28 protein-coding genes, 1 pseudogene and 1 riboswitch are annotated in these 26,964 nt (G+C 49.4%); all 29 genes and pseudogenes read right to left on the bottom strand.

Going from position 1 to position 26,964, the window contains the following annotated elements:
• Positions 1-350: 350 nt before the first annotated feature.
• A complete protein-coding gene (locus BUB68_RS12530; protein ID WP_073091969.1) occupies positions 351-758 on the bottom strand; it encodes a hypothetical protein in 408 nt (135 codons plus the stop codon).
• A 27-nt stretch (positions 759-785) separates the two neighbouring features.
• On the bottom strand, positions 786-1,205 hold the full coding sequence (locus tag BUB68_RS12525) for a hypothetical protein (RefSeq protein ID WP_073091967.1): 420 nt from the start codon (positions 1,203-1,205) through the stop codon (positions 786-788).
• Complete coding sequence (locus BUB68_RS12520; RefSeq protein ID WP_073091964.1) at positions 1,202-1,744, bottom strand: PAAR-like protein; 543 nt, start codon at positions 1,742-1,744, stop codon at positions 1,202-1,204. The genes BUB68_RS12525 and BUB68_RS12520 overlap by 4 nt, the downstream gene beginning before the upstream one ends.
• A gap of 4 nt (positions 1,745-1,748) precedes the next feature.
• A complete protein-coding gene (locus BUB68_RS12515) occupies positions 1,749-2,357 on the bottom strand; it encodes a hypothetical protein (RefSeq protein WP_073091962.1) in 609 nt (202 codons plus the stop codon).
• A 401-nt stretch (positions 2,358-2,758) separates the two neighbouring features.
• Complete coding sequence (locus BUB68_RS12510) at positions 2,759-3,166, bottom strand: hypothetical protein (RefSeq protein ID WP_256625939.1); 408 nt, start codon at positions 3,164-3,166, stop codon at positions 2,759-2,761.
• Positions 3,167-3,185: 19 nt separating this feature from the next.
• Positions 3,186-3,764 carry a hypothetical protein gene (locus BUB68_RS15325; protein WP_178139531.1) on the bottom strand — a complete coding sequence of 193 codons (579 nt, stop codon included), beginning with the start codon at positions 3,762-3,764 and terminating at the stop codon, positions 3,186-3,188.
• Positions 3,721-4,296 (bottom strand): FHA domain-containing protein, encoded by a 576-nt coding sequence (locus tag BUB68_RS12500; protein WP_073091959.1) that lies wholly within the window; start codon positions 4,294-4,296, stop codon positions 3,721-3,723. The genes BUB68_RS15325 and BUB68_RS12500 overlap by 44 nt, the downstream gene beginning before the upstream one ends.
• Before the next feature lie 26 nt (positions 4,297-4,322).
• On the bottom strand, positions 4,323-4,910 hold the full coding sequence (locus BUB68_RS12495) for a suppressor of fused domain protein (RefSeq protein ID WP_073091956.1): 588 nt from the start codon (positions 4,908-4,910) through the stop codon (positions 4,323-4,325).
• An 11-nt stretch (positions 4,911-4,921) separates the two neighbouring features.
• Complete coding sequence (locus BUB68_RS15855; RefSeq protein ID WP_081372003.1) at positions 4,922-5,023, bottom strand: GH-E family nuclease; 102 nt, start codon at positions 5,021-5,023, stop codon at positions 4,922-4,924.
• Positions 5,024-5,120: 97 nt separating this feature from the next.
• A complete protein-coding gene (locus tag BUB68_RS12485) occupies positions 5,121-5,642 on the bottom strand; it encodes a hypothetical protein (RefSeq protein WP_143188168.1) in 522 nt (173 codons plus the stop codon).
• Between the two features lie 81 nt (positions 5,643-5,723).
• Entirely contained in the window at positions 5,724-6,335 is a 612-nt protein-coding gene (locus BUB68_RS12480) for a hypothetical protein (RefSeq protein WP_218587702.1), read from the bottom strand.
• 390 nt (positions 6,336-6,725) lie between these two features.
• Complete coding sequence (locus BUB68_RS12475; protein WP_073091948.1) at positions 6,726-8,279, bottom strand: ABC transporter substrate-binding protein; 1,554 nt, start codon at positions 8,277-8,279, stop codon at positions 6,726-6,728.
• Positions 8,280-8,340: 61 nt separating this feature from the next.
• Positions 8,341-9,102: an ABC transporter ATP-binding protein gene (locus BUB68_RS12470; protein ID WP_073091945.1), complete on the bottom strand. Its 762-nt coding sequence runs from the start codon at positions 9,100-9,102 to the stop codon at positions 8,341-8,343.
• A complete protein-coding gene (locus BUB68_RS12465) occupies positions 9,071-9,892 on the bottom strand; it encodes an ABC transporter ATP-binding protein (protein WP_073091942.1) in 822 nt (273 codons plus the stop codon). Before BUB68_RS12465 ends, BUB68_RS12470 begins: the two co-directional genes overlap by 32 nt.
• A gap of 2 nt (positions 9,893-9,894) precedes the next feature.
• Positions 9,895-10,752, bottom strand: a complete 858-nt coding sequence (gene nikC / locus BUB68_RS12460) for a nickel transporter permease (RefSeq protein WP_073091940.1) — start codon at positions 10,750-10,752, stop codon at positions 9,895-9,897.
• Positions 10,749-11,744 carry an ABC transporter permease gene (locus BUB68_RS12455; protein ID WP_256625938.1) on the bottom strand — a complete coding sequence of 332 codons (996 nt, stop codon included), beginning with the start codon at positions 11,742-11,744 and terminating at the stop codon, positions 10,749-10,751. The genes nikC (BUB68_RS12460) and BUB68_RS12455 overlap by 4 nt, the downstream gene beginning before the upstream one ends.
• A gap of 79 nt (positions 11,745-11,823) precedes the next feature.
• Entirely contained in the window at positions 11,824-12,600 is a 777-nt protein-coding gene (locus BUB68_RS12450) for an ABC transporter ATP-binding protein (protein ID WP_073091937.1), read from the bottom strand.
• A complete protein-coding gene (locus BUB68_RS12445; protein WP_073091934.1) occupies positions 12,590-13,378 on the bottom strand; it encodes an ABC transporter ATP-binding protein in 789 nt (262 codons plus the stop codon). Before BUB68_RS12445 ends, BUB68_RS12450 begins: the two co-directional genes overlap by 11 nt.
• Before the next feature lie 10 nt (positions 13,379-13,388).
• Complete coding sequence (locus tag BUB68_RS12440) at positions 13,389-14,975, bottom strand: ABC transporter substrate-binding protein (protein ID WP_371914871.1); 1,587 nt, start codon at positions 14,973-14,975, stop codon at positions 13,389-13,391.
• A gap of 29 nt (positions 14,976-15,004) precedes the next feature.
• On the bottom strand, positions 15,005-15,820 hold the full coding sequence (gene nikC, locus BUB68_RS12435; protein ID WP_073091932.1) for a nickel transporter permease: 816 nt from the start codon (positions 15,818-15,820) through the stop codon (positions 15,005-15,007).
• Positions 15,817-16,755, bottom strand: coding sequence for a nickel ABC transporter permease (gene nikB / locus BUB68_RS12430; RefSeq protein WP_256625937.1), 939 nt, complete (start codon positions 16,753-16,755; stop codon positions 15,817-15,819). Before nikB ends, nikC (BUB68_RS12435) begins: the two co-directional genes overlap by 4 nt.
• A gap of 140 nt (positions 16,756-16,895) precedes the next feature.
• Positions 16,896-17,080: riboswitch (cobalamin riboswitch) on the bottom strand.
• A 62-nt stretch (positions 17,081-17,142) separates the two neighbouring features.
• On the bottom strand, positions 17,143-18,477 hold the full coding sequence (locus BUB68_RS12425) for an MATE family efflux transporter (protein ID WP_256625936.1): 1,335 nt from the start codon (positions 18,475-18,477) through the stop codon (positions 17,143-17,145).
• Between the two features lie 138 nt (positions 18,478-18,615).
• The gene (locus BUB68_RS12420; RefSeq protein ID WP_178139530.1) at positions 18,616-20,469 is read right to left on the bottom strand and encodes an ATP-binding protein; all 1,854 of its coding nucleotides are present in this window, start codon (positions 20,467-20,469) and stop codon (positions 18,616-18,618) included.
• Positions 20,470-20,694: 225 nt separating this feature from the next.
• Positions 20,695-22,011, bottom strand: coding sequence for a YjiH family protein (locus tag BUB68_RS12415; RefSeq protein WP_073091925.1), 1,317 nt, complete (start codon positions 22,009-22,011; stop codon positions 20,695-20,697).
• Between the two features lie 138 nt (positions 22,012-22,149).
• The gene (locus BUB68_RS12410) at positions 22,150-23,343 is read right to left on the bottom strand and encodes an alanyl-tRNA editing protein (protein WP_073091922.1); all 1,194 of its coding nucleotides are present in this window, start codon (positions 23,341-23,343) and stop codon (positions 22,150-22,152) included.
• Between the two features lie 28 nt (positions 23,344-23,371).
• Positions 23,372-24,892 carry a YifB family Mg chelatase-like AAA ATPase gene (locus BUB68_RS12405; protein WP_073091920.1) on the bottom strand — a complete coding sequence of 507 codons (1,521 nt, stop codon included), beginning with the start codon at positions 24,890-24,892 and terminating at the stop codon, positions 23,372-23,374.
• A 17-nt stretch (positions 24,893-24,909) separates the two neighbouring features.
• The gene (locus tag BUB68_RS12400; RefSeq protein WP_073091918.1) at positions 24,910-25,272 is read right to left on the bottom strand and encodes a YraN family protein; all 363 of its coding nucleotides are present in this window, start codon (positions 25,270-25,272) and stop codon (positions 24,910-24,912) included.
• Between the two features lie 23 nt (positions 25,273-25,295).
• On the bottom strand, positions 25,296-25,628 hold the full coding sequence (locus BUB68_RS12395) for an EscU/YscU/HrcU family type III secretion system export apparatus switch protein (RefSeq protein ID WP_073091915.1): 333 nt from the start codon (positions 25,626-25,628) through the stop codon (positions 25,296-25,298).
• 82 nt (positions 25,629-25,710) lie between these two features.
• Positions 25,711-26,964 (bottom strand): annotated as a pseudogene (locus BUB68_RS15320) (hypothetical protein); the annotation flags it as partial.

The raw sequence follows: 26,964 nt of genomic DNA, 5'->3' as shown, positions 1-26,964 counted from the left end.
TCCTAATTGTGGGCTTGTTTTAGGTGTGCGAAGTTTGAGATATTTACTTACTCATAATATATTTTCTATACATATCTTCCACATGCCCCATTAAGCCTTCGACCTTGAGCTGTCCCAGTGTAACCTGTTCCATTTATCCTCCTGTCATATTGTCAATCATCTTTTTTAGATTCTTTTTTTCGTACCCACCATACTGCACAACTTGCAAAAAACAAAGTAACCCATGTGAGTAAGTCATCCGGCGTGCTGATGATATCGATAACCAATCTTGCAATAACCAAATACAACAAATATAAAAATTTCATTAACTTCTCCACTTAAATTTCACATTATGTTCTAAATAGTTAACATCAGTCAGCTACTCCATAAAATTTAAAAATCTCTAAACTATAATTTGCTTCGCCTTTGTTAACTGCGATTTTCCAATCATCTTTTTTAAATAAAACTCCAATTCCTCCTTTATATTCTATTTGTTTCCATCCCCGTTTTGTGAATTGTTCTACATAAAAATTCATAATCTGTTCATTTGATAGTTCTGTATAATAATAAACCTTCAAAAACACAGACGACCTCGGTCTTGATTTATCTTTCTTTTTTACTTCTTTGGTACATTCTGGAATAGGAAGATCTTCATATATCTCTAATATTATTTGAGGATCTTTTTGAAATGCATCTCCATTTACTTTATAATTCATAGCTGTATACAATAGAGATAATGTCGAACAAAAGCAAATAAACGCCATAGTTATTTTTTTCATAACACCACACCTCATAATTGGTACATATTAATCATCAAATACATTAAACAAATATATAGTATTTCTTTCACTTACTGAGCAACCAACTCCAGATGTGATTCCAACATCTCTCGCGACAGGAGAATTAGCCCCCTTTGACACTCCAAATTGTACCCCCATATCTATATTAAATCCAGCAGATTCACCTTTTATAGCATCTCTATATTCCCCACTATTTTCTTTATCATCTGAATAAAAATCACCAAACCCTACACTACCCTGTACAGGAGTAGATACACCTAATCCTCCCCCTAATTCAGAATAAAAGTATACATTACCCATTTTATCTATAATCATCCAATCAGTTTGATCTATACTTGCTAATTCCCCATAAGAAAGCCCCAATAATACATAATAATAATCATGCTCCATATCCTCAAATTGTGGTATTTTTCCTTCTGCTATCATTTGACGAACTTTTTCCTTGGTAATACTATTTTTATAGCCTCTCTTTTCTTTTGTAAAGAATCTAATTTTTCCATTATGTTATTCGTTACTTGCTCCCCAACAGTCTGTGGCGCATCTGTATCTCCAGGTTTAGGCGGGGCACAAAAACGAATTATACCTCCAAATTTACACTCTAAAAAACTATCTTTCGTCAGTACTGGAGCCCCTTCAATGACAAAATGCTTATACACATTACGCCAAGCCTCTTCTGTCTGCGCATGGCAAACACATTTTACTCGCGGCCTTACGAATCTATTCTCATTTTGCTGGGCGCTATTGATCATTTTAGTCAATTTGTTGTTGTCATCGCAAAAAGCACTGCACATGCCATATCCCAAAATATTATCCTGCCATTTATGATCATTGGCGTTCAGTACGGCTTTTCCTGTTTTTCTGGATAATACACCATGGTCGTTTATCATATTAATCTGATTCTTCATGCTTCCATATTGGCACTTTGTATAATCACTCATCATGGTCATGTATTCCTTAGTGCCCATAATATCAATCTCCCTTCGCTGTATTATCCTTATATGACAGGGCAATCTGTTTCGCTATCTCCCGAAAATTCCGCCGGGCATAGGTAAAGCTGATAGATCCTGTAACCGCCTCACTGCCAAGGCCGCTGGAAAACAGGCAGTTATACATGCGCTCTGTTACCGTTTCATTCGTATATTCCAGCCAAACAAGCGATTGCTCTTTTCCCTCAAGTATTTCTGCCGCATGGATATGCACGCCTGCGGCTAGTTTCGGCAGCACCTGACAGTATTTATCCTTTTCTCCTGCCAGGCCTTTCGGTTCCAGCTTACGATTTTGTTTCAGTAGACTGATGGTAAAAAGGCCTTCCTCATCACTAAGCAGCAGCTGCCCATCCCTGCTGGCGGGCAGGAATCGCTTCATGGTTTCCTGTCCCAATAAAATAAATTCCTCAGGTATACGAAGATTCAATGCGCCATCAAAGAACGCCCTCTCTGCGAAGTGATAGTCAACCCCTGCCAAAGTTGTCACCTCATCATAGATAGATGGCACTTTATCATCTACAGGCGTTTCCTGCCGACATGCCCGTTCCTGTATCTCATTCTGTATCCGATAGATTTCCTGATCAAAACTCATTTTCTTTATACTCCTTTATTTCGTCCCATCAAAGAAACTATTCATCCAGCTGTCATTTTCAAAGCTCTGGAATTTTTCTTTGCCCAGCATCAGTGTCTCGCCTTCACGATAGACAGGAACAATCATAAAGCCCCATTCTTCAGCTCTCCCAATGTAACCTGTTCCATTTGTCCTCCTGTTAGATTGTCAATTCTTGTGCCCTGATTCTTTTTTCCGTATCCACCATGCTGCAAAACAGGCAAATAATAAAGTTCCCCAAGGAAAAATATCGTTTGGCGTGCTAACAATCTCAACTATCGACCTTATAATAACCAAGTATATTAAATATACAAATTTCATATTCGTATTCCTCAATACTGAATCGCCCTACTTATATTTAAATAATATATGTCAACAGACTATCAATCAGATATTCCATAGAACTTAAAAATCTCCAAATTGTATTCCGAATCCCCCTCATTTACTGCAATCTTCCATTTGTTTTTCTGAAATAATATCCCCTTCCCACCTCTATATTCTATTTGTTCCCATCCTTTTTTCGATAACTCTTCAACATAAAAGCTCATTATTTGATTATTTGGCAAATCAGTATGATAATAAATATCCCAAAAAACAGATGTTCTCGGTCTCGATATATCCTTCTTATCAATTTCTCTAGTACGTTCCGGAATTGGTAAACTATCATAGATTTCCAACATTACCTTAGGATCTTTTTGAAAATCATCACCATTTATACTATAATTCAAAACTGTATGCAATAACGATAGCAATACAAACACACAAACAATACACATAGTTATTTTTTTCATGAAATTATACTCCAGAATTTTAAAGTTTAATCTTCAAAAATATTAAATAGATATACAGCATTCCTGTCACTGATAGATACACCAGCCCCACTGGTAATTCCAACATCTCTTGCCACTGGAGAAGTCGCCCCCCTAGATACACTAAATTGCAATCCCATATCCCCCCCCCCGACTCCCTCTCTATTGCATTTCGATATTTTTGCGCATCCCCTTTATCACGTCCATAAAAATCGCCAAATCCCGCGCTCCCTTGAGCTATTGTAGACACTCCTAAACTACCTCCCAATTCTGCATAGTAATATACATTCCCCATTTTATCTATGATTAATCCGCCAGTCTCATCTATACTTGCTATTTCTCCGTAAGAAAGCCCCAATAGCGCACTGCCCGTCAGATCCTGCTGCAGCTGCCGCTGACCAATGGTCGAGGCGGTGCCAATAGGATTCGACGGCAATGCCACGGGCTTTTCGGGCACTGTTTCTGCTGTCGGCTTTTTTTCGGGCCAGAGGCGGACGACCAGTAGCAATACGATAACGATGCTCAGAGCGATCAGACTATATATTCCCATAGGAACCGTCGCTTTCTCCCTCAGTCTCATAACCGCCCTCATCCGGGAAACTGGACGGATCTTCCCAACGGAAATGCTCGCCGCAGAAGGGCACGAAAAGGAACTTACTCTCGCCCATCTCAATCACATCGTAAACCGAAAGCACCACCGGCGTATAAACTGCAGCTTCGTTATGGTAAACCAGCCCATTGGAATCCCCCGGCAGCAGCACCGTTTCATGTTTCTTCGGATCATAGACCAGGATTGCATGATTGCGCCGGGAAATCTTGTTATCACCTAAGATCTGGATGTCCATATCATCCGCACAGCCAATGAAGTTCTTGCCGGATTTTATCTTGTAATCCTTGCCTTGACGCGGCCCGTCAATGCAGACCAGCCAGCCGCAGACCGGATCGATTTTCTCCATCATCAGCATTTCGTCCACATCGATATCACTCTGGCCTACCTGCCCCGTCTCCTTACGCTCCTGCGTCGCCGTCTCGATATTGCAGTACGGACAAACCGTACCATACCGCCGCGAACTGAATAAATGCCCATTAGAGCAACGAATAAGTCCACTCATTTCTATATTCTCCTCAATAAAAATTTTCAAACTACCGATGGACGATTCAAATCCAGAATATCCACATTTGCTTCTTCTAATATATCCTCAAAATTATCACTACCATTTTTTCGTATATATTCATATTCCGAATCAGAAATATATATTGCCTGCAAAAAAGTGACTATATACGGACCAATATCAAGAGTGTACTCACCATCCCATATAAAAGGTGATGTTAAATATATATGTTTCATATTGACATTAGGATAATACATCTTAACTACATCAGGATATACCATCCCCGGCTCACATCTATAATGAGAATTGATGATATTAAAAGCACACGTACTTAGCATATGTGGGAAAAATTCATCTTCCTGATGTGCCATTCCCAAGAATTCAACTCGTAATGGCTTTCCATCAACGACCAAACCAATGCTATGAGCATATGTTCCTATTGTTCCATAGCTTATCAGTCCTTCTTCACACATATTGTTTACATATACAATATCAATTTCATTTTCTTCCTTCTCATCCCAATATTCATATACATTTACATCTTTACGATCCTTGTTTTTTGCAATATTTGAGAAATAAAATTTAAAAATCTTTTTATTTAAATCCATATCCATATTATCCACTCCTAGTCTCCATAATACTTTCCACTTTTCATTTCACCAGTATGTCCTCTATTACTTGATGGAAGTTCCGGTCTATAATGTTCTGGGTTATTATATTCATCCAAAAATTGTTTTAGCTTTCTTTTTTATATACCGAATTTTTCCAGTCTTAACTTTATTTTTTCCACTAACATCAGTACCTGAGCTTTTATCATTTTTCACCTAATGCGATACATCAGCCATAAATCCAGCCGCAGACTTAACCGTCAATGCACTACTAGCAGTTATGACCGCTACACCTTCCGCAGCAATTGGTGCTCCCGCAATAGCTAGTGTTCCGGCACTACCTACACTAACGGCACTACCGCCACCTGTCATACCAGCTCCAGCTGCCATGCCGACTACATCGCCTGCCAACCTTCCGGCTTTGTAGCTGGTCGTCCATTGCGCTGGTTCGGGTGATAGTACGCCCATGGACAAATTGTCCAACGTAGCATCGGCAAATCCTTGTACAAACTGTTTTACAGTCCCCAGTATATTATTAGCCAAATCACTAAAATCCGGGCCTCTAGGCGTATTGGTTTTCCTTGGCTGCGTTACTGGCTCCAACACCTGCGAAGTCGTGCCGATATACCACACTTTTCCATCCGCGCCATGGTCATGGAGGTTGTTGAGATTTATCTCACTGCCCGCCACCATCAGCCGGATTTGGGTCAGTGCTGACATGTCAACTTTTTTTCGCACGAATATGGATAGCATCCTGCGCTTTTATGGTTACTTTGCCGGTGCTTTGAAACAAACTATATAATTAAAAAAATATAATTATCATTTATCTACGCCAAGTATATTCATCCCCTTTGCTATAATCCACCCATCTACACCATATGCTCCTTCAATATTATAAATATTATATTCATTTGTCCTTATCCATTTCTCAAAACCTTCAAAGGTATCATAAATAAATGGCCATCCATCGTCCTTTCCATCCATTAAAATCTTTTTATTATATTTGAAAAATGAATCTATACTCATTAGCGATATATCATATATTGCATTTCCTCGTAAAATATACCAAAACCAATTCGCTAATACATTATCGAATAACAATACTTTTTTTTCACAGTCCTGCTCTACCATTATTTTTAGCAGCATGTTTTCTAGATCTACACTATACTTTACAATCGTGCTATCATGTAACATTAGATTCTCCTTTATGCATTTAACATTATTTGTTTTTACGTTGTTTTGTTGGTAATCTTGGTACCTTTTGACTCCAATCCCATAAGTGTCTATGCGGAAATTCATGCGTTCCATCGTCTGTGTGATTGAAATCGATATGTTGGCCTGCGGCGTTGTCTGTTTTCCCCCCAGCGCCAGCATATAGACTTTGATGCCCCGCTCCCGGCAGGCCGTCATGTCCTCTTGGAACGCTTTCACAGAAGCCAGTGTCTCACCGCCTGCTGCATGGCCGCTCCGGTATTGGTATAGCCCGCATAGTTGATTTGCTGCAGGAAACTACTGGATGGTAAGCCGCCCAACTGACATAAAAATAGCAGCAATCAATACGATAGTGACTCGCCGCAATATAAAAAATCCAATCTTTCTCGTTTTACATCCCCCTGACCTGTAAAATTTCCTTCTAAAAAAATTTTACAACCGCTGATAATTGATGTCAATTAAAGGGAAATTAAATGTTTTTTAAATTTCAATTAGAAATTTAATTTTATCCATTTAATAAAAAAATTGATAAAAAAAATAATAAAAAATACTGCCGATAACTCCCAAAAAGTCATCAGCAGTATTCATCGATTGCCGTAAATATGCTATTTATTCAACATCCAGATCTGCAGTTATCTGATAATAATCACAGGCATGGGAAGTATAATTCTTCACATTTGCCTTGGCGATCATGCTCATCTTGAGGAAGGAGCAGAAGACGAAGGCATGATCATCGAGGATGACCTGCTGCATCTCAAGAGCCAGCTGAGCACGTTTGGCCGGATCGAATTCCTGGCTCATCTTTGCTTCGAGTTCATCGAGCTTAGCGTTATGATACTTGCCCTGATTCTTCGTAGCGGTGGAAGTCGCAAAGACCGTGAACCAGTATTCCGGATCACCAGTGGGCGCCTGTACGTTGGCCATAGCGTATACATCCCAGGCCTTGGAATCCTTGATGACCTGATTGTGGTCAGCCGTGCTGTTCACTTCCACCTGTATGCCGATATCCTTCAGCGTTGCCTGCGCGGATTCAGCCAGCAGCGGCAATTCCTGACGGCTGGGGTAAGTCAGCCATTTGACAACCAGCTTCTTGCCATTCTTTTCGCGGATGCCGTCACCATCTTTGTCCACCCAGCCAGCAGCTTCTAGGACTTTTTTAGCCCCTTCCGGGTCAAACTTCTCGGCTTTCACCTTGTCCCCGCCAAAAGCAGGCCCTTCGGGGAATACACCGTTAGCCGGGAAACCGTTGCCATCCAGCAGCTTCGTCACGAAATTCTCCTTGTCGATACCCATGGAAATCGCCTGACGGACCGCAGGATCTGCGCAGACAGAATCCGCATCGAAGTTCATCTTCCCGAAGAAGCAGCGGGACGTAGAAATCTGGGAAATCGTGTACTTATCATTGCGGAAAAGCGGATAGCTTTCATAGGCCATACCATAAGCAGCCTGCACCTCACCGGACTGCAGGGCATTGGCCAGCGTATTGCCATCCGTGATAGTACGGATGGTGATCTTGTCCAGTTTCGGCGTGCCCCCCCAATACTTATCATTCTTCTTCAGCACCAGATGATCGTCGGTCTTCATATCCGTGGCAATATACGGGCCGGTTCCGGCAACGAGCCCTTTGTCAAAGCCCGCATCCACATCGATGATACAGCCATAGGGATCGCCCAGATAATTCAGCAGGGCTGGTTTCGGTTCCTTGGTCCTGATGATCAGCTCCTGGCCATTGGCCTCCATGGAAGCAATCTTCAGGTCTTGCGCCGCCCGCTTGTTGTTCGCAATCAGATGCTCAAAGCACTGCTTGACCGCAGCGGCATCCATTTTTCGCCCGCTGGAAAAAGTCACATCATCCCGCAGGGTGAACTTCCAGGTGAGGGGGTCCACATTCTCCCACTTATCCGCCAGCCACGGCTGGATTTCCATATTATCGGAATACTTGATCAAGGTCTCACCCACACCATAGCGGATGCAAGCCCAGCCTGCATAACTGTTATGAGGATTGATATCCGGTTCCTCATTGGAACTGTTGAACGTCGTGTCACCGATGGTGAGCACCTTTTCCCCGCTGCCTTTGCCGGCCGTGTCATTGCCGCAGCCAGCCAGCGCACCAGCGCTCAGGCAAAGGCCCAGAGCCAATGCCAAAAGTTTCTTCCATTTCATCTGCAAAAATCTCCTTCCCTAAGCAAAAAATAAATAAAAAGCTTTCCCCATAAGGAATTGCTTAGCACAACACGCTGTCAATCAAATTCCTGGTATATTCTTCCCTGGGACTGTCAATCACTTCGTCCGGCGTACCTGTTTCCACAATCCGCCCTTCGTGCATGACGATAATCCGATCACAGAAATCCTGCACCAACGCAATATCATGGCAGATAAAGAGATAGGCGATGCCCCTGTCCTCCTGCAGACGGTTCAGGAGCGCCAATATATCAGCCTGCACCGTCACATCCAGAGCCGAAGTGGCTTCATCGAGAATGACCAATTCCGGTTCAATCGCCAAAGCCCGGGCAATGGCTGCTCTTTGGCACTGGCCGCCGCTGACCTCATGCGGATAGCGCTGGGCAAATTCCGCCCCCAGCCCACACAGCGCCAGCAGATTTTTCGTCATCTCTGCCGCCTGTTCCCTGCTTTTGCCGTGGTTACGCAAGCTTTCACTGATTCCATCGCCCAGGGTACATCTGGGGTCGAAACTGTCCACAGGATTCTGAAAGACCATCTGCATCCTGGTATAGGCTTTCTTCAACGCAGTACCTCTGGCGCTGGTAATGTCCTCCCCATCCAACAGGATTTCCCCTGCCGTGGGTTCCAGCAGCCGGGCCACGAGCCGGGCCACAGTCGTCTTGCCGCTGCCACTTTCACCAATGATGGCCAGCTTCTCCCCTTTTTGCAGGGAAAAACTCACATCATCCACCGCGGTGATATCATCCCCATCCCGCCGGGAAAAAATCTTTTTAAGATGCCTGACTTGCAGTATCTCGTCCATAACTTGCTTTCGACCTCCTGAGTCTGGGCACCGCCGCCAATAATTTTTTCGTATAAGCAGACTGCGGATTGGCCAGGACATCCCTTGCCCGGCCATATTCCATCATCTCACCCTGATGAAGCACCAGCATCGTATCGGCCATAGTCCGGATCACCCCGATATTATGGGTGACCAGGATGATAGCCGTGCCAAAAAGCTTGCGAGCCAGCAGCATCTCCTCGATGACCTGCTTCTGCACCGTGACATCCAGTGCCGACGTCGGTTCATCGGCCAGCAGGATTTTCGGCTTCAAGAGCATCGCCGCCGCCACGCCCACTCTTTGCTGCATACCACCGGACAGCTCAAAAGGATAACTGTCCCAAATGCGCTTCGCTTCGCTGAAGCCAAATTTGGCAAACAATTCACAGGTTTCCTGCTCCACCAGCTGCGCATCCTCATGCCCGTGGGCCGCCATCATTTCCTTGATCTGCGCACCCACTGTGCGAATCGGACAAAAGCTGCTGCCCGCCATCTGGAAAATCATGCCGATTTCCGCTCCGCAGATTTTCTGCATTTCTTTCTCGCTGATATCCGGCAGATCCAATCCTTTGTAATAGATATCGCCGCGTGTCACCAGTCCGTCTTTCCCCAGCATATTGAGTGCGGCTTTCAATAACGTGGACTTGCCGCTGCCGCTCTCCCCCACGATGCCGAGGATTTCCCCTTCCTGCAGGGAAAAACTGATATCATGGACCGCCAGCTGCCCTTCATAGCAGATATCCACCTGTTCATAACGAATGATTTCTGACATTTTTATCTCCTGTTCTTCGGATCGAGATAATCCCGCACCGTATCCCCCAGCAGATTGAAGACCATCACCGAGAAAAAGATGGCAAAGCCCGGCGCCAGCGTCACCCAGGGCTGGGTGGGCAGAAGATTACGGGTATCGCTCATCATGCTGCCCCATTCCGGAATGGGCGGTTTCGCCCCCAATCCCAGAAAAGATAGCCCTGCCAGCTCCATCATCATGGTGCCGATATCGAGCATGGCCGTCACGAGGATGGGCCCCGAAATATTGGGAATCACGTGCTTGCGGATGATCTTGAAGGTACTGCTGCCCGCCATCTTCGCCGCCTGCATGAAGGCAGCGGATTGCAGGGACAATGTCTGACTGCGGGCCAGCCGCGCGTATTTTGGCCAGCTGATGGCCGCCAACGCAAAGATGGCATTATGCACACCGCCTCCCAGCACTGCCGCCACCGCCAAGGCAAAGACCAGGCCGGGAAAAGCCAGGAACATATCCGACAAGCGCATCAGTACGGTATCCACCCATTTGCCCGCCCAGGCACAGATAATGCCGATGACACTGCCAAAAACGGTGATGAATCCCACCAATAGCAGCGTGGAAAAGATGCTGGTCTTGCTGCCCGCAATCACCCGGGACAACATATCACGCCCATAACGGTCGGTTCCCAGCCAATGCTGGGCTGACGGTGCCGCCTTGGTCAGGGACATATCCTGCATATAGGGATCATAAGGGCAAAGATAATCGCTGAAGAATGATGCCAGAATCAACAGAATGGCCAAGGCACCAAAGATATAAAGCTTTCGCTGCAAACGGTTCTGCCGCACATTCTGCACCCGGATTGTCGGAGCTATCGCCTGATTCATTTGGCATTCACCCCCAAACGGATACGCGGATCAAGATGGTGGTAAAGCAAATCGGCCACGAGATTCACAAACACATAGATAATGGCCATCCACATGACGTAAGCCTGAATGATGGGATAGTCGCGCATATTGATGGCATCTACCGCCAGCTTGCCCACACCATCCCACATGAAGATGCTCTCGATGATTGCCGTACCGCCCAAAAGACTGCCGATGGACAGGGCCAGCAAAGTCATGATGGTCAACATCGAGGCCTTCATCACATTTTTCCAGAGAATCACCTGATAGGATATCCCCCGGGCCTTTGCCCCCAGCACATAATCCTTATTGAGTTCCTCAAGGATCGTAGAACGCACCTGCCGCAAATATTTGGCTGACATGGCGATTGCCAGCGTAAGCGTCGGCATGATGGCGCTTTTTATATCGATACCGCTGGAAATCACGGGCAGGATACCCAACTGTATGCCCAAAAATTCCATCAAGAGCATGCCCACAAAAAAATTCGGCATGGCGTTGCCCAGAAAACTGCCAAATCGCAGGAGCAAATCGCTCGCTTTATCATGACGCACCGCCGCCAGGATTCCACAGGGCAGGGAAATCAACACGGTCGCACTAATGGACAATCCCGTGAGCAGCAATGTTGCCGGCAATTTCTTCATGAAAGCCGTCAGGACATCTTCCCCGGTCACATAGCTCACGCCCATATTGCCATGGAGCATCCCCCAGAGCCAGTTCACATATTGCTGGAAAAAAGGCAGGTTCAATCCCAACGCCGCTTTTTTCTCATCAATGATTTCCTGGGCCACTTCCACGCCCCGATTGGTATACATCTCCGTTACGGCATCGCTGCCGGCTAAGTACATCAGCAAAAACGATAAAAACGTGATGCCAAAGATTATCGGTATCAGATGGATAAAGCGTTTTACCGCATAATTCATGCCTTCTTCATCCCCCTGTTTATTCCATGATATATAATCATACAGGATTTCCAAAATACACGTAAGCCCCCTAGGGGGATACGACTCCGATAAAACAAAAGACGGCTGCTTATAGCAACCGTCTCCTGCATTATCAATGAACCGTGAAAACCGAGTCCAATAATTTCTTCGTATAGGGATGCTTACATTCCTGCATCTTGTCTCCCGGCAATTCTTCTACGATATTCCCTTTCTGCATGACCATCACCCGGTGGCTGATCAGGCTGACCAATGCCAGATCATGGCAGATGAAGATATAGCTTACGCCCTTTTCCCGCTGGATTTTCGCCAGCAGCTTAGCAATGCTGTCCTGCACCGACACATCGAGGGCACTGGTCGCTTCATCACAAACGATGATCTCCGGCTCCAGGATCAGCGCCCTAGCAATGCCAACGCGCTGACGCTGGCCGCCGCTGAGTTCATGCGGATAGCGCAGGGCGATTTCCGGTGCCAGTTCTACCTGATGCAACAGGTCAACCGCTCTGGTCTCAGCTTCCTTGTCGCTGACCTTGGCAAAGTTGCGCAAGGGTTCGCAGATGATGTCCTTGATACGCATCTTCGGATTGAAGGCCGTGGCCGGGTCCTGAAAGATCATCTGGATATGCCGTGCCATTTCCCGCCGCTTTTCTCCTGTCAGGTTGGTGATGTCTTCCCCCTTGAACAGGATCTTGCCGCTGGTAGCCGGATGCAGCCCCATGATGGTGCGGACAAAGGTGGACTTGCCGCAGCCGGATTCACCGACCAGCCCCAGTGTCTCACCCTTATGCAGGCAGATGCTCACCTCATTGCAGGCCGTGAATTTCTGCCCATCCTTCAAGGTGAATACCTTGCTCACCTTGTCTGTAGACAACAGGATTTCTTTATCCGACATAGCGATGGCCTCCAATCTCTGGCACAGAGCTCAGCAAAGTGCGTGTATAATCCGCCTGCGGATCTTGGATGACCTCAGCTGTTTTGCCGTATTCCACGACCTTGCCGCCAGCCATGACCATAATCTTATCCGCCATATGGGCCGCCACACCGATATTATGGGTGACGATGATCATCGCCGAGCCGGCTTCCTGAACCACTTGCATCAGTTCTTCGACAATCTGAGCCTGCGTCGTCACATCGAGCGCCGACGTCGGTTCATCCGCGAGCAGCAGCTGCGGCGAGAAAGTCAAAGCCATGGCAATACCTACACGCTGGCGCATGCCGCCGCTGAGTTCAAAGGCATAGGCGTCCATCACCCGCTCCGGTTCCGGCAGATTCATGCGAGCCAATAGCTCACAGGCTCTTTTCACCGCCTCACTGCGACTCATATCGCTATGCAGCTGAATGTATTCCACAAACTGCCTGCCGATGGTCTGCACGGGATTGAGCATATTGCCACTGTCCTGAAAGATCATGGCCATATCCTTACCCCGGATGGAGAGCCATTCCTTGTTGGACAGATGAGCAACATCCCGGCCGGCAAAATTGATTTCCCCGGCTGATACCTGCCCCGTACCGGATAAGCATCCCAGGATGGCACGAATCACCGAGGTCTTGCCACTGCCGGACTCACCGACAATGGCCATGATTTCCCCGGCCCCCAGGTCAAAATTGACATTGGACACAGTTGGATTGCCCTGATAGTCAATCGAAAGATTCTTTACGTTTAACAACATGATTTATCCCTTATTTACCAGCCGGCTTGATGATGTTCGTAATCCAATAGTAATCGGACGGATACATCTTCACATTGGCCAGTGCCTTATTGCTGACAATATTCGTCTGCGGGTAACCGAGGAACAGGGCGGCACCGTCATTCAGCAGGATCTGCTGGATGTCAATGATCAGCTGGCGGCGTTTGCTCTTGTCAAATTCAGCAGCCAGTTCGTTGAACTTGACATCGAGAGCCGGATTGCTGTAGCCGGAACCATTCTGCGGGTTGTCGCCGTTATGGTTAGTCTTCCAGTACCAGGACAGGAAGATTTCCGGATCGCCAGTGTTGGCCGTGGTGATGTTGGAAATCAGCAGGTCGTATTCGCCCTTGATGCCCATCTGATCCACGAGGTTGTAATCCACGGTCTTGATGTTGATATCAAAGCCCAGCTTCTTGAGGTCAGCCTGCACAGCTTCCGCATAGAGCGGCAGTTCGGCACGGCTGTTGTAGACCACGAAATCCAGCTTCAGAGGCTGGCCATCCTTTTCGCGGATGCCATCGCCATTGGTATCCTTCCAGCCGGCTTCATCCAGCAGTTTAGCAGCCCGTTCCGGATTGTAGGCATTGGGATCCGTGAGCTGGTCAAAGCCATAGTCCATGGAGGGCGGCACCGGTGCCTTGCCCGGCAGGAAAGTGCCCTTCAGGAGTACATTGTTGTAAGTCTCCCGGTCGCAGCCGCAGATCAGGGCGGCACGCACCTTGTCATCCTTCAGGATGCCCTTCTGATTCAAACGGGCCAGCACCACGCGCAAGGAGGAAATCTCATCCACGAAGAACTTGTCATTGCCACGGAAATTGTCCATATCGCCAGCAGCGATATTCACCGCCATATCCACTTCACCGGACTGCAGGGCCATAGCGCGGGTGTTCGGATCGTCGATGGACGGAATCTCTACAGTTTCAAACGGCACTTCCCCATCCCAATAGTTGGGGTTCTTCTTCATCACAGCCTTTTCTTTTACGAAGGATTCCACCATATACGGGCCGGTGCAGATAGGACCTTCCTTGGCAAAATCACGGCTGCCCTCTGCGCTGGTATCCACGATGATGAACAGCGGATCGGCCAGGAAGCCTGGCATATTCGGCATGGGCTTTTCCGTCACGATGGTCAGCGTCTGCCCTTCTGCCTTGATTTCCTTGTACTTGAAGAAGGTAGCGGCACGATTGTTCTTCTCGAAGGCACGCTCAATGGACTTCTTCACCGCATCAGCCGTCAGCGGATCGCCATTGGAGAACTTCACGCCCTCGCGGATCTTGAACGTCCAGGTCGTATGGTCATCACTGATGCTCCAGCTCTCAGCCAGCCAGGGCTGCACATTCATCTTCTCATCAAATTTGGTCAGGCATTCACCAAGGCCGTAGCGCATGACCACCCAGCCAAAGAAATTCTGGGTAGGTTCCAGCGTATCAGCAAAGTTCGTCACGCCGACCTTCAGGACGCCCTTATCCACTGCGCTGTTATTGTCAGCACCGCAGCCTGCCAGCATCACGGTCAGTGCCGCGCCGCAAAGCCCCACGCTGATGGCCTTCCATAACTTCTTCGTGTTCAACATTTTCATCTCTTTTATTTTCCCTTCTGTAAAATATTTTATTCCTGCCGTGGGTCAAGAACATCCCGCAGGCTGTCCCCCCACAGATTGAATATCGCAACGACAATAAAAATCGCCAATCCCGGATAGATCATCAGCCAGGGGGCCGTCTGGATGTACTGGCGTCCCTCATTGAGCATCAACCCCCACTCCGGCGTCGGCGGCTGGGCACCAAATCCCAGAAATGACAGGCCTGCAATCTCCATCATCATGGTGCCGATATCCATCGCCCCAGTGATGACCACCATGGGCAGGACATTGGGCAGGACATGACGCCACAAGATACTCCGTGTACGCGCACCCTGAATTTTCGCCGCCAGGATGAAATCCTGATTGCGCAGGCGGATCACCAGACTTCTGACCAGACGGGCGTATTTCGCCCAGCTCACCACCAGCAGCGCCAGAATGGTATTGATCACACTGCCACCTAAGATACCGGCAATGGCGATAGCCAGCACGATGCCGGGAAAAGCCAGCATCATATCGGCAAAGCGCATCAGGATGGTTTCCAGCCAGCCGCCGAAATAACCAGCCAGCACACCGACCAAAGTTCCCACCACGGCAATCAATGCCACCAGGCAAAGCGCCATGAACAGGGAAATCTGCGTACCGCAGAGGATGCGGGAGAGAATATCCCGTCCCAGTTTATCCGTGCCCAATATATGCTGGGCCGAAGGCGTCTGCAGCACCGACTTCATATCACTGGCCATGGGGTCCTGTGGTGCCAGGAACGGTGCAAACAGCGCCAGCAGCACAATCAGAACCACCAGTCCCGTATAAAAGGCAAATAATCTATTTTCCCGAAAAACCGTCATGCTTTGCCCTCCCTTTTCAGCCGTGGGTCCAGATAGACATAGGACAGATCCACCAGCGCATTGATCCCCATGTAGACAATGGAAATCCAGAGCACAAAGCCTTCAATCAGCGGATAATCCCGCATGGAAATGGCCCGCACAGCCATATTGCCGATACCTGGCCAGGAAAAGACCATCTCGATGACGGCCACACCACCCAACAGCCAGCCAATAGACATGCCTAAAAGGGTAATCAAGGGCAATACCGCATTGGGCAGCACATGCTTCCAGAGGATGGTCTGTTCGGAAAAGCCTCTGGCCCTAGCCCCCACGACATAATCCTGCCGCAATTCTTCCAAAAACACGGTACGCACCTGACGGATGTACTTGGATGACATATACAGCGCCAGCGTCAATGCCGGCAATACGATGCCCTCAGCCGTTACGGCAGATTTGGCAATGGGGAACCATCCCAGCTTCAGGCCAAACACATACAGAAAGATAAGACCAATCCAAAAGCTCGGCATGGACACGCCGATAAAGGACACGCCCCGTACCAGATAATCCTGCCAGCCATTGCGATGTACTGCCGACCAGATGCCCAATGGCAGGGAAATCAACAGCACAAACACGATGGTCACAGCCGCCAGCGTCAAGGTTCCGGCAAATCCTTCCAACAGCTTATCCGTCACCGGCTTCTTGGCCGAATAGGACATGCCCATATCCCCATGAAGCACGCCACCAGCCCAATTGGCATACTGTACCAGAAAGGGCTTGTCTAGGCCCAGCTCAGCTCTCGTTCGCTCCAATGTCTCCTGGGACACGATGGTATCCCCGGCCTCCAGGAGCATCGCCGCCGGATCTCCCGGTGCCAGATAGGTCAGGCAAAAGGTCAAAAAGCTTACGCCAACCAGCGTCACTAGCATTTGTGACATCTTGCCGATAATTTTTTGCAAAACATCCCACTCCTCATAAATAAAATGATATAAAAATAAAAGCCTGTCCGCACAAAAACAGACAGGCTCACCATAAACTACTCCAGTAAAATCCCCATCCCCATCGCTCGCGGGTTTTTGAAATCATATGATGATTTCAAACGGTGATTGTCAATCCGGCAGTTCTCCTGGCTCCAGTTCATCATCATATCGCGCCTTCCCAAAAGGGCTTATCCCCTTTCAGTGACCTAAATGCCATATGACTCCCTGTTACAGTGGCGGGACCGCGCTGGCTTATACCAGCTTCTCTATTAAGTCTTCCGACACCGAATCTAATCCATATTTACATGTAATCATATTATAAATATCACAGGACATGCACAAGTTTATCACCATCACAGACCTGTGTCAAGTGTCACAGGCTATCTGCGGCCGGCTGCGCCACAATCGCCAGAGCAGGAAAGACGCACAAGCCGCCCTAATGGACTGGTCAATGGCCAGGGCCAGCCATGCTCCAGCCAGACCTAAGTCCAGTACCTGCAGGAAAAAAGCCGTAATCAGCGGGCGCAGGAAGGCAATGCTCACGAAAGAATAAGCTGCTACCTGACTGGTCCTGCCGCTGCCCCGCAGAACGCCCGCACAGACCATCGCATGGGCTTCCGGAAAGCTCACCGCAGCCACGAAAATCATGATCCATGCGCCCAAAGGCAAAAGCGCTGCCTCATGAGAATAAATACCAAAGATTTCCTCTCGCAGCACATAGGTCAACGCAAAGGAAAGCAAGGAAAACAGGAAACTCCATTTAAGTCCTGCTCTAAGCTGCCGCTGCCAGTAATCCCAATCGCCAGCACCATGCGCATGACCGGCCATGACCATATTGGCCTTGCCCAGCCCGCCCGCAAAGCAGTAGTAAAAATCACAGAAGTTCATGCAGATGGCATGCACCGCATAAGCCGCCGTCCCCAGCTCTGCCACCATGCGGGTATAAAGCACCATGCCAATGCGCTCGAAGCCCTGCTCGCTGAACACTCCGGCAAACACCGGCAGGAACTCCCGGAAATACGCCCGCGTCGGCAGGAGGCTCCCCCAGCCAGCCCATTCACTTGCACGCAGCTGATAACATGTGAGCAGCAGCGTCCAGCCCGTGCCCATCACTGTGCCCACAGCCGCCCCCATAACACCCAGCTCGGGAAATGGCCCCAACCCAAAGATGAACAAGGCATTGCCAAGGATGTTGACCATATTGCCCTGCACATTGGCGCTCATCACCTGTTTGGTATGGCCATACCCCAGCTGCACCGCCTGCAGGATCGTGGACAAAGTGGTCAGGAACACGCCCAGCAGGGCAATATCCCCATAGGACAAGGCCGCTGCCATGTAATCATCTTTGGCTCCCATCCAGCTCAGGATTCCCTCCAGCTGCCAGAAGAACAGCAGATGCAAGGCTCCCATCAGGATGACCATGCAAAAAAGTGTCCGCGAAAGCAATGCGGGCACCTCCGAAAGTTTCTGCGCCCCAAACTTCCGGGCAGTCAGCAAAGTCAGCACCGAAGCCACAGAGCGCACCACACATAACAGCATCATACGCGGCTGAGTGAAGATACTCACCGCCGCAATAGCTGACGTTCCCAAAGCGCCCACCATAATGATATCCACCGAGCTTAGGAGCACCATAAACAGCCCTTCCATAGCAGCAGGCATGGCAATCCCCAAATAATGTCTGTCTTCCTCCTTTAATCGCACACCATCACTCCTTATCATCGACAATTACTATCAATCAAATCATAACAATCCTACACCTTGCTTCACAAGCCCCCAGGGGGGATATTCATTTCATGATAAAGAGCATATCCTTAACGGATATGCTCTCAATATTCTGCTCTATATTTTATTTTGCTCTGCCATGAATCTGCCTATATGTTGCTTCAGACACGCCAGCAATACATCCGGTTCCACCGGTTTGGTCAGATGATCATTCATACCAGCTCTGCGTGAAGCTTCCACATCTTCCTGAAAAGCATTGGCCGACAAAGCAATGATCGGTACGATTTTTGCATCCGCTCGTGGCAATAAGCGAATCTGCTGTGCAGCCGTCAAGCCATCCATCACGGGCATGCGTATATCCATCAGGATAGCCTCTATACTGTACTCCTGAGACTCACTAAAACACGTTACACCGTCTTCTCCATTCTCTGCAGAAATCACCTGCAAATGATTCATCTCCAGAATTGTCGTGACGATTTCCCGATTCAAATCATTATCTTCGCACACCAACACCTTACGATCCGCCAGGCAAAGCGTCTCATATGCGCTTCTTTCCGGCGGCCTGGATTGACTTTTGACCCGGGTAAGGCTTATCTCCACAGTAAAGGTCGTCCCCTTCCCCTGTTGACTATCTACTTCAATTGTCCCCCCCATCACCTTCAAAAGCTCCTTAGCTATGGAAAGTCCCAGTCCTGTTCCTTGTACCCCCTGAGCTGACAAGGAATTTTCCTGTTCAAAAGGATTAAACATCTTCGGAATAAACTCCGGTGACATGCCTATCCCACTGTCTCTTACCACAAAACGGCAAATCCCCTGCTGCTCATCATACGACAAGACTTCTCCCAAAAGCCACACATCACCGCCTTCCGGTGTGAACTTCACCGCATTCGACAAAAGGTTCAGAAGCACCTTGGACAGTTTCAGCCGATCCACCTGTACAAAACCCAGCTCCGACAGTGCCAGCCCTACATGGAAATTGACCTTTTTCTGCTCTGCCGACGAACGGATTGCCGTAATCAGCCGCTCCAACATACAATCCGCGTCTACCACTTCCAAGTCCAACTGTTTCTTGCCACTGCCGATACGGGACAGCTCCAATGTATCGTTGATCAGATCCTTCAGAAGCGAGCCTGCAGTCATGATCTTTTGCAGATACGTCCGTATCTGTTCAATATCATCCGTTTTACTGGCTAGTTCGGCAATCCCTAATATACCATTCAACGGCGTACGCATATCATGACTGACATTGGATAAGAATACCGTCTTGGCCCGATTGGCACTTTCTGCTTTTTCCAGTGCCTGCTGCATTTGTTCATTGAGCTTCTCGGTCTGCTCCTGCCGGCGGATTTCGTCGGTAACATCCTCAAAACTGCCCACCAGCCCCACGATTTTACCATTTTCTATCAAGGGGCTCTTGCTGGCTACAATATCCCGCATTTCCCCATGACTCATACATTGGCCATGCACGCGGTAAGTTGATTCACCCCGATGGATCACCCGCCACTCATCATTCTTGAATGGCTCTTCCTTTTCATGCCAGCCCATATCTTCATCCGTCTTGCCCAGAATGACCTTTTCCGAGGGAAAATCATAATAATCCAAAAATGCCTTATTCGCGCCTAAAAAGCGCCGCTCTGTATCCTTCCAGAAAAGCGCTGTCTGTGTGGTGTCCAGAATCTTGGCCAGCAATGCGCTGGTATGCTCAAATTTCGCTTCCTGCTGCTCACGCTCGATCCGTTCCTGTGTAATATCCAGGCTGGTTATATATTGCAGGATCGTATCATCCGGCAGACGGCAGCCATAAACCATAGATAAAAGCCATATATAATCGTCCATGCCAGGTAATATCATGCGATAGCTGAACTGCTGGCATTCATCCGGATTGATGTAACTGCGCTGCATATAGCGTAAAACCCTCACCAGATCATCTGGATGCACGATCTCATTTACCGGCAATACAAATCCAGACATCAGAGCCTCTCGCGATAATTTGAACGTACGACAAAGTCCTGCAGAAATATGCAGGACTTCAAGAGCATTCGCATGCCTCCGGCAAACCAGGACCGGCGCGAAAGCATCGTCAATATTAGCAAATTTTTTCTTGTAATCGGCTAACATCAGCGCTCCCTCCAGTAATGCTTTAATCCATTACCCTATAATTCTGTAAGGAGCAGATTTTTTCCTTCTTCCATGATGTCAACCCACAAAAAATTTCGTCACCATCCACAAGAGCGGGATAGCCACCAACGTACGTTCCAGGAAAACCACGAAGAGGCGCTTCACATCCAGACCAACATCACTCTTGACAATGATACTGCCTACCTCTGTCAGATAGATGATCTGCACGAGCGACAATGCCGAGATGAAGAACCGGATATTCTCAGGTGCCTCAGCATTCGTGATCAAGGCGGGGATAAACATATCAATGAACCCCACGAGCGTAGCCGGTGCCAATGTGAAGGCATCGGGTATGCCGATGGCCCACATATACAGCCCCATGGGATAAGCAATCCATTGGAAAACCGGCGTCTCATTGACCAGCAATGTACCGATGGTCCCCCAGGCAATCACGATGGGAATCAAGTCAAAGAGGATACCCACAGCCATTTCCAGACCGACCTTGATCGCCAGGGAAAGGCGAAACTTCTCCGCCCGTTCCAGTGCGGCTGCAACAGCCCAGCTGAAAAGCGATGCCCCCTGCGGTACTTCTTCCTTGAGCTGCGGCTCGCCGCGATAATCTTCCGCCACCGTGGCCAGCGGCGCAATGCGCACGCAGAGAACAGCCAGCAATAATCCCACGGCCGTAACCGTCAGATAAAGCAACGGGAAAAGATTGCTCACATGAAGGGTACCAGCCACCACCATACAGAATGGAATGGATACCAGCGAAAAGTTGGTCATGATCGTAGCAGCTTCCCGGCGGCTGTAATAACCGCTATTATACTGCCCGGCGGTAATCAGCACCGCTGTATTGGAAGAAGCCAGCCACGAAGCAATCAAGTCAACGGAAGCACGCCCCGGCACATGGAAAAGCGGACGGATCAACGGCTTGAGCAAAACGCCAGTAAATTCCATAATACCCGTATCCGTCAGGAACGGCAGCACAAAACTCAGCGAAAAGGCCAGCGCCACCAAGGTCTGGGAAAGCCCTACCATGCTGCCGCCCACATCTGCACTGCGCACACATTCCGGACCGACTTCCGCCCCCACGCAGATGATGACAAACAGCGCCACCAGCCGCGTCAGCAGATACGGCCAGGAAATCGTAAACAACCCGGCCAGCCAGGAACGCTTCGCGATAAAATCAGGCAGATAGAAACGGCTGACCAGCGCCCCCAGAGCCGAAAGCGCTACGAGCAGATACAGGAACCAAGGCACATTGGCCGTGATGAGTTTTTCCAGCCATTCCGTCAACACACCTACCGGCGTCGAAAAACCCTCGCCCCCGCCCACGGGAAACAGGAACATGCCCATGCCAAACAGGGCACCGGCCACAAACTTAATCCATGTCATGTATTTTTCCTCACTTTTAATGCATAAATTTACAGCAACACCTATTCTACACTGTTCTTGTCCCCTTGTCACGCATTTTTTGCATTTCTATTCACAAAATATGCGGATATTATTCTCTAAGCTGCCTATACACCACCATTATAAAAACGCTTTCTTTACAAGCGCCTGCCAGTTATCCTGCCACGGGGCACTGCCCTGAGCCTGATTGTCCTTGCCGCCGCCCCGGCCATTGAGCAGTTCATTGACTGCAGCAATCCGTTTGCGACAGCTGCCTTCTACGGCTTCGCCCTGAATCAGGATATAATTCAGCCGCCCCTTGTCCGCATAGAAAATCGCCGCCTGCACCTGCGTGTCTTTAACCAGTTCCTGCGCTAATGCCCGAGCGGCACCTGCTGATAAATTCTCCGCCTGCACCAGAATATCCTTCACGCCATTACGGATTTCGGTTTCGGCCAGCAGCTGTCCGGCACGCTCCACGGCCCACTCTTTTTCCAGGGCGGCAATTCTGCCCCGCAGCTCACTGTTCTCCGCCTGAAGACGTGTCACGCCTTCATTTATTTCCTCTTCCTTTAGGGACAGCAGCTGGGCTGCCGCTGTGAGATTCTGCCAGCAACGATTGATTTTCTCCAGGGCCAGTCTCCCGCAAAGGAAATGAATCCGCGTGCCCTGTTTATGCTTCTCGGCTTTGAAAATCTTCACCAGTCCCACCATGCCAGTGCGTGGCGGATGGGTGCCGCAACAGGTGCAGGCATCGCTGCCTTCGATGGCAACCACGCGGACTGCACCGGTCAGTTTGTCATTGAACTTCCGCGTGGCCTTCTGCGCCGCCTGTGCTGCCTCCATCCACTCTGCTCTTATTGGGCGGTCTGACTGGATATGCTCATTGGCCAGCTGTTCTACCCGGGCAATTCCTTCTGCCGTCACCTCATGGCTAAGGTCAATGGTCACCATGTCCGAAGACATATGAAAGCCGATATTCTCTGCACCGCAAAGCTTCCAGAACGCATAGGACAACAAATGCTCACCACAATGCTGCTGCATATGATCAAAACGCTCCTGCCAGTCTATTGCCGCTTCCACTCTGGTGCCGATGGACATGGCTTCCTTGGTCTCATGGAGGATGCGGCCATCCTTTTCCCTGACATGGCTCACCACCATGAACTTATCCCCTGCGCGAAGCTTGCCCACATCACTGAGCTGTCCGCCGCCTTCCGGATAGAACACTGTCTGGTCAAGCTCGATGCCAAAACCATCCTTCAGCGCTATGCAGTCCGTCACTACTGCCTCACAACAGGAACACATCACATCTTCATCAAAAAGCCGTTTCGTCATCTTGTCATCTCCTGTACACATCTTTCCCTCACATGCTGAAATCCTTGTCATTCCGCAGCTGGATTGCCTCGGCGATATGGACAGCCGTTATATTCTCTTCACCGGCAAGATCCGCTATGGTGCGTGCCACCTTTACGATACGGTCATATGACCTGGCAGAGAGCTTCATGCTCTTGAATGCCTGCGCCAAAAGTTCCTGCGCCTGTGGTTCCAGAACGCAGAACTTCTGCAACAAGGCATGATTCATCTGGGCATTGCAAAACAGATGATATTTTTCCAGCCGCCGCAGCTGGATGTCTCTGGCCGCCACTACCCGCTGACGAATCTGCGCTGAGGGTTCGGCCTTCTTTCTGGCGGAAAGCTCCTCATATTTCACCTGCGGCACCCGGATATGGATATCGATACGGTCAAGCAACGGCCCGGAAATCTTCTGGGTATAACGCTTGATTTCATAAGGTGTGCATTGGCAGGTCTGATCCGGCGAACCTGCCATGCCGCAGGGGCAAGGATTGGCACTGGCTATCAGGACAAAACTTGAAGGGAAGGTTACGGACGCATGCACCCGGGAAATGGTAATCTGCCGGTCTTCCAAAGGCTCCCTAAGGACCTCCAGCGCTTTCTTGCTGAACTCGGGCAATTCATCCAAAAACAGCACACCATGATGGGCCAAGGTGACTTCGCCGGGGCGCGGCACACTGCCGCCGCCAATCAAAGCCGTCATGGATGTGGTGTGATGCGGACTGCGGAAGGGCCTTTCCCTAAGCAGTCCATGACCGGTCAACAGCCCCGCAATGCTGTATATCTTCGTAACCTCCAGCGCCTCTTTCGGACTCATCTGCGGCAGGATGGAACTCATGCGCCGGGCCAGCATGGTCTTGCCAGCGCCCGGCGGCCCCACCATCAGCACATTATGGCCGCCCGCTGCCGCAATTTCCAAGGCCCGCTTGGCCTGAAACTGTCCCTGTACATCGGCAAAATCATCCCGGAAATCCGGCTCTGCACTGGTCAAAGCTTCCGGTTTGACCGGCAGCAATCGTTCCTGACCGGTCAAAAAACCTACCAGCTGCTGCAAATCAGCCAAGGCATAGACATCCAGCCCCTCCACCAGCAAAGCTTCGCTGGCGTTATCACGGGCCACAAATATCGCCTGAAAACCTGCCTCTTTGGCCTTTATCGCCATGGGCAGGATTCCCCGGATTCCCCGGCACTCCCCCTCCAAAGACAATTCTGCCGCGAAGAGATACTTGTCCAGCGTTGCTGCCGATATGATGCCATAAGCCGCTAACAGCCCCACGGCAATGGGCAGGTCCAAGCCGGAACTGTCCTTGCGCACATCGGCAGGGGCCAGATTGATGGTGACCTTCTCCTGCCGCAATTGGATACCGGAATTGCGGATAGCCGTGCGCACCCGCTCCTTGGCTTCCTTGACCAGCGCATCTGCCAGTCCTACTATGTCAAAGCCGGGCAATCCTGCCGCTGCATCGACCTCCACATCGATAATCAGCCCATCCACGCCCAGCGTCGTAGCCCCAAAAGTTTTCGCAAACATCCAACCCCTCCCCAAATCTATTGTTCAAAAGCCCCCGTCAGATGATGAATCCGCCATTTGTTTTCTGGCAGGGCATAGACTTCAATCACGTCAAAACGGCAGAAACACTTATCCTCTAAATGTTTCTGCCGTAAAAACCAACAGGCGGTCTGAATTATTTTCTTTTGTTTATGAAAATTCACAGCTTGCGCAGGCGTGCCATAGCGGGTGCCGCGGCGGGTCTTGACCTCCACAAAAGCCAGCACATCCCCCTGCCGGGCGATGATGTCAATCTCTCCCACCGGCACCCGGAAATTACGCGCACAAATCTCGTAGCCATGACGGAGCAGGAAATCTGCCGCCACCTGCTCTCCCTGCCTGCCCAAAACCTGATTTTTCATACGACTGCCTTCTTTGAACCCATTCAACGATGCGGCCCAGGCTGATTCTTCTTCGCCTTCTTGTCAATACGATACACATAGGCCATAACTTCCGCAATGGCACGATAAAGTTCCGGTGGAATCTCCCGATCGATCTCCAACGCCATCAGCATATTGACCAAAGACTTGTTTTGGTAAACAGGAACAGCACTTTTCTGAGCAGCAGCCAAAATATTTTCAGCCACATGACCGCGGCCCTTAGCAACCACTCTCGGAGCAGCATCTCTCTCCATATCATACTTTAACGCCACCGCCTGCTGTGGCACATTGGGATCTGTCTCAGGCTCACGCCTCAGCTGTACCCGTTCATTTTTCATTCCTGTTCACCTGCCTGAGTGTTCCTTCACTGATTACATTTTATGGTGCAATCGTCCATGTGTCAAGGACATAAAATATCCCTTACATAAACCGGCGCTCACCAACAGCACCAATTTTCAATTCCTTCAAACGAAGTTTACTATCCTTTAATGAATTGCGCAAAGCATCCGCCTCTGACCGGAATTCATTAGCGGTTTCCGTATTGGAAAAAAATAAGCGCATATCCAGCTGATTTTCCCGATAAACCCGGCAGGTAAGTTCCACTGCCCCAATATTATCCGTCAAGACACAGAGCCTTAACCAGGTTTCCTTCTTCATCTCTCCCGTTTCCGGATCATGCTTGTTTTCATCATAAACATGTATATATGCCGGATAGGTAGATTCTTCCCCCATATACATCGGCATCATAAAATTCAAGGATCGCTGGCCCGGCACCACGCTGTTATCGCCTTCCATGGAATTACGCATGGAAAGCACAAACGCTGCTACGTCCTTTCCTGCCCTCTTCAACTGACGCGCCGTCATTTGCCGTGTATAAGCCATATCACAAAGCTGCATGAACGCCCATAACCGTGGCAAATCAGGAAGATTCTGCTGCACAGCCGCCTGCTGTATCGTAGCAGGTACATTCGCCTGGCATAGACGGATCAGATGCTGCAGCTGCTGCGCTTCCTTTGCACTCAAAAGAGCTTCCTTACCATTGATGAAACTCTGCATCAGCAAGGCATCCTTCTGGGTCAGATTTCCTTCCTTCAAAAGCATTTGTGCCAGATTACGCAGAGCATCCATAGTCTGAGGCGTATTTTCTATACTCTGGTTGATCAGTTGTTCCCTTGCCTGTTGCATGGCGGCCCTTTGCGGCGGCAGCAATGGTTCACTCCTGCTCGACGCTTCCCTGCCTGTATCCTGTAAAAAATATTGCATTTTTTCCTGTGGCATAGGCTGTCCCTGCATCGGCTGCTGTGCTGCTGGCTGGCCCGCCTGCGGCATAGGCTGTCCCTGCATCGGTTGCTGTGCTGCTGGCTGACCTGCCTGCATCATGGTCTGCCCCTGCATCGGCTGCTGTGCTGCTGGCTGGCCCGCCTGTGGCATAGGCTGTCCCTGCATCGGCTGCTGTACTGCCGGCTGGCCCGCTTGTGGCATAGGCTGTCCCTGCATCGACTGCTGTACTGCCGGCTGGCCCGCCTGCGGCATGGCCTGCCCCTGCATGGCCTGCCCCTGCATCGGCTGCTGTACTGCCGGCTGGCCTGCCTGCGGCATAGGCTGCCCCTGCATCGGCTGCTGTGCTGCTGGCTGACCCGCCTGTGGCATAGGCTGTCCCTGCATCGGCTGCTG

This window comes from Pseudoselenomonas ruminantium, from assembly GCF_900142515.1.
In the GTDB taxonomy this organism is placed as follows: domain Bacteria; phylum Bacillota; class Negativicutes; order Selenomonadales; family Selenomonadaceae; genus Selenomonas_A; species Selenomonas_A ruminantium_D.
This window is presented reverse-complemented; position numbering and strand designations above follow the sequence as displayed.

Excerpts from the sequence above, each read along its gene's own strand:
- BUB68_RS12530 (WP_073091969.1), bottom strand. The coding sequence starts at position 758 with ATGAAAAAAATAACTATGGCGTTTATTTGCTTTTGTTCGACATTATCT.
- BUB68_RS12525 (WP_073091967.1), bottom strand. The coding sequence starts at position 1,205 with ATGATAGCAGAAGGAAAAATACCACAATTTGAGGATATGGAGCATGAT.
- BUB68_RS12520 (WP_073091964.1), bottom strand. The coding sequence starts at position 1,744 with ATGGGCACTAAGGAATACATGACCATGATGAGTGATTATACAAAGTGC.
- BUB68_RS12515 (WP_073091962.1), bottom strand. The coding sequence starts at position 2,357 with ATGAGTTTTGATCAGGAAATCTATCGGATACAGAATGAGATACAGGAA.
- BUB68_RS12510 (WP_256625939.1), bottom strand. The coding sequence starts at position 3,166 with ATGAAAAAAATAACTATGTGTATTGTTTGTGTGTTTGTATTGCTATCG.
- BUB68_RS15325 (WP_178139531.1), bottom strand. The coding sequence starts at position 3,764 with ATGAGACTGAGGGAGAAAGCGACGGTTCCTATGGGAATATATAGTCTG.
- BUB68_RS12500 (WP_073091959.1), bottom strand. The coding sequence starts at position 4,296 with ATGAGTGGACTTATTCGTTGCTCTAATGGGCATTTATTCAGTTCGCGG.
- BUB68_RS12495 (WP_073091956.1), bottom strand. The coding sequence starts at position 4,910 with ATGGATATGGATTTAAATAAAAAGATTTTTAAATTTTATTTCTCAAAT.
- BUB68_RS12475 (WP_073091948.1), bottom strand. The coding sequence starts at position 8,279 with ATGAAATGGAAGAAACTTTTGGCATTGGCTCTGGGCCTTTGCCTGAGC.
- BUB68_RS12470 (WP_073091945.1), bottom strand. The coding sequence starts at position 9,102 with ATGGACGAGATACTGCAAGTCAGGCATCTTAAAAAGATTTTTTCCCGG.
- BUB68_RS12465 (WP_073091942.1), bottom strand. The coding sequence starts at position 9,892 with ATGTCAGAAATCATTCGTTATGAACAGGTGGATATCTGCTATGAAGGG.
- nikC (WP_073091940.1), bottom strand. The coding sequence starts at position 10,752 with ATGAATCAGGCGATAGCTCCGACAATCCGGGTGCAGAATGTGCGGCAG.
- BUB68_RS12450 (WP_073091937.1), bottom strand. The coding sequence starts at position 12,600 with ATGTCGGATAAAGAAATCCTGTTGTCTACAGACAAGGTGAGCAAGGTA.
- BUB68_RS12445 (WP_073091934.1), bottom strand. The coding sequence starts at position 13,378 with ATGTTGTTAAACGTAAAGAATCTTTCGATTGACTATCAGGGCAATCCA.
- BUB68_RS12440 (WP_371914871.1), bottom strand. The coding sequence starts at position 14,975 with ATGAAAATGTTGAACACGAAGAAGTTATGGAAGGCCATCAGCGTGGGG.
- nikC (WP_073091932.1), bottom strand. The coding sequence starts at position 15,820 with ATGACGGTTTTTCGGGAAAATAGATTATTTGCCTTTTATACGGGACTG.
- BUB68_RS12420 (WP_178139530.1), bottom strand. The coding sequence starts at position 20,469 with ATGTCTGGATTTGTATTGCCGGTAAATGAGATCGTGCATCCAGATGAT.
- BUB68_RS12415 (WP_073091925.1), bottom strand. The coding sequence starts at position 22,011 with ATGACATGGATTAAGTTTGTGGCCGGTGCCCTGTTTGGCATGGGCATG.
- BUB68_RS12410 (WP_073091922.1), bottom strand. The coding sequence starts at position 23,343 with ATGACGAAACGGCTTTTTGATGAAGATGTGATGTGTTCCTGTTGTGAG.
- BUB68_RS12405 (WP_073091920.1), bottom strand. The coding sequence starts at position 24,892 with ATGTTTGCGAAAACTTTTGGGGCTACGACGCTGGGCGTGGATGGGCTG.
- BUB68_RS12400 (WP_073091918.1), bottom strand. The coding sequence starts at position 25,272 with ATGAAAAATCAGGTTTTGGGCAGGCAGGGAGAGCAGGTGGCGGCAGAT.
- BUB68_RS12395 (WP_073091915.1), bottom strand. The coding sequence starts at position 25,628 with ATGAAAAATGAACGGGTACAGCTGAGGCGTGAGCCTGAGACAGATCCC.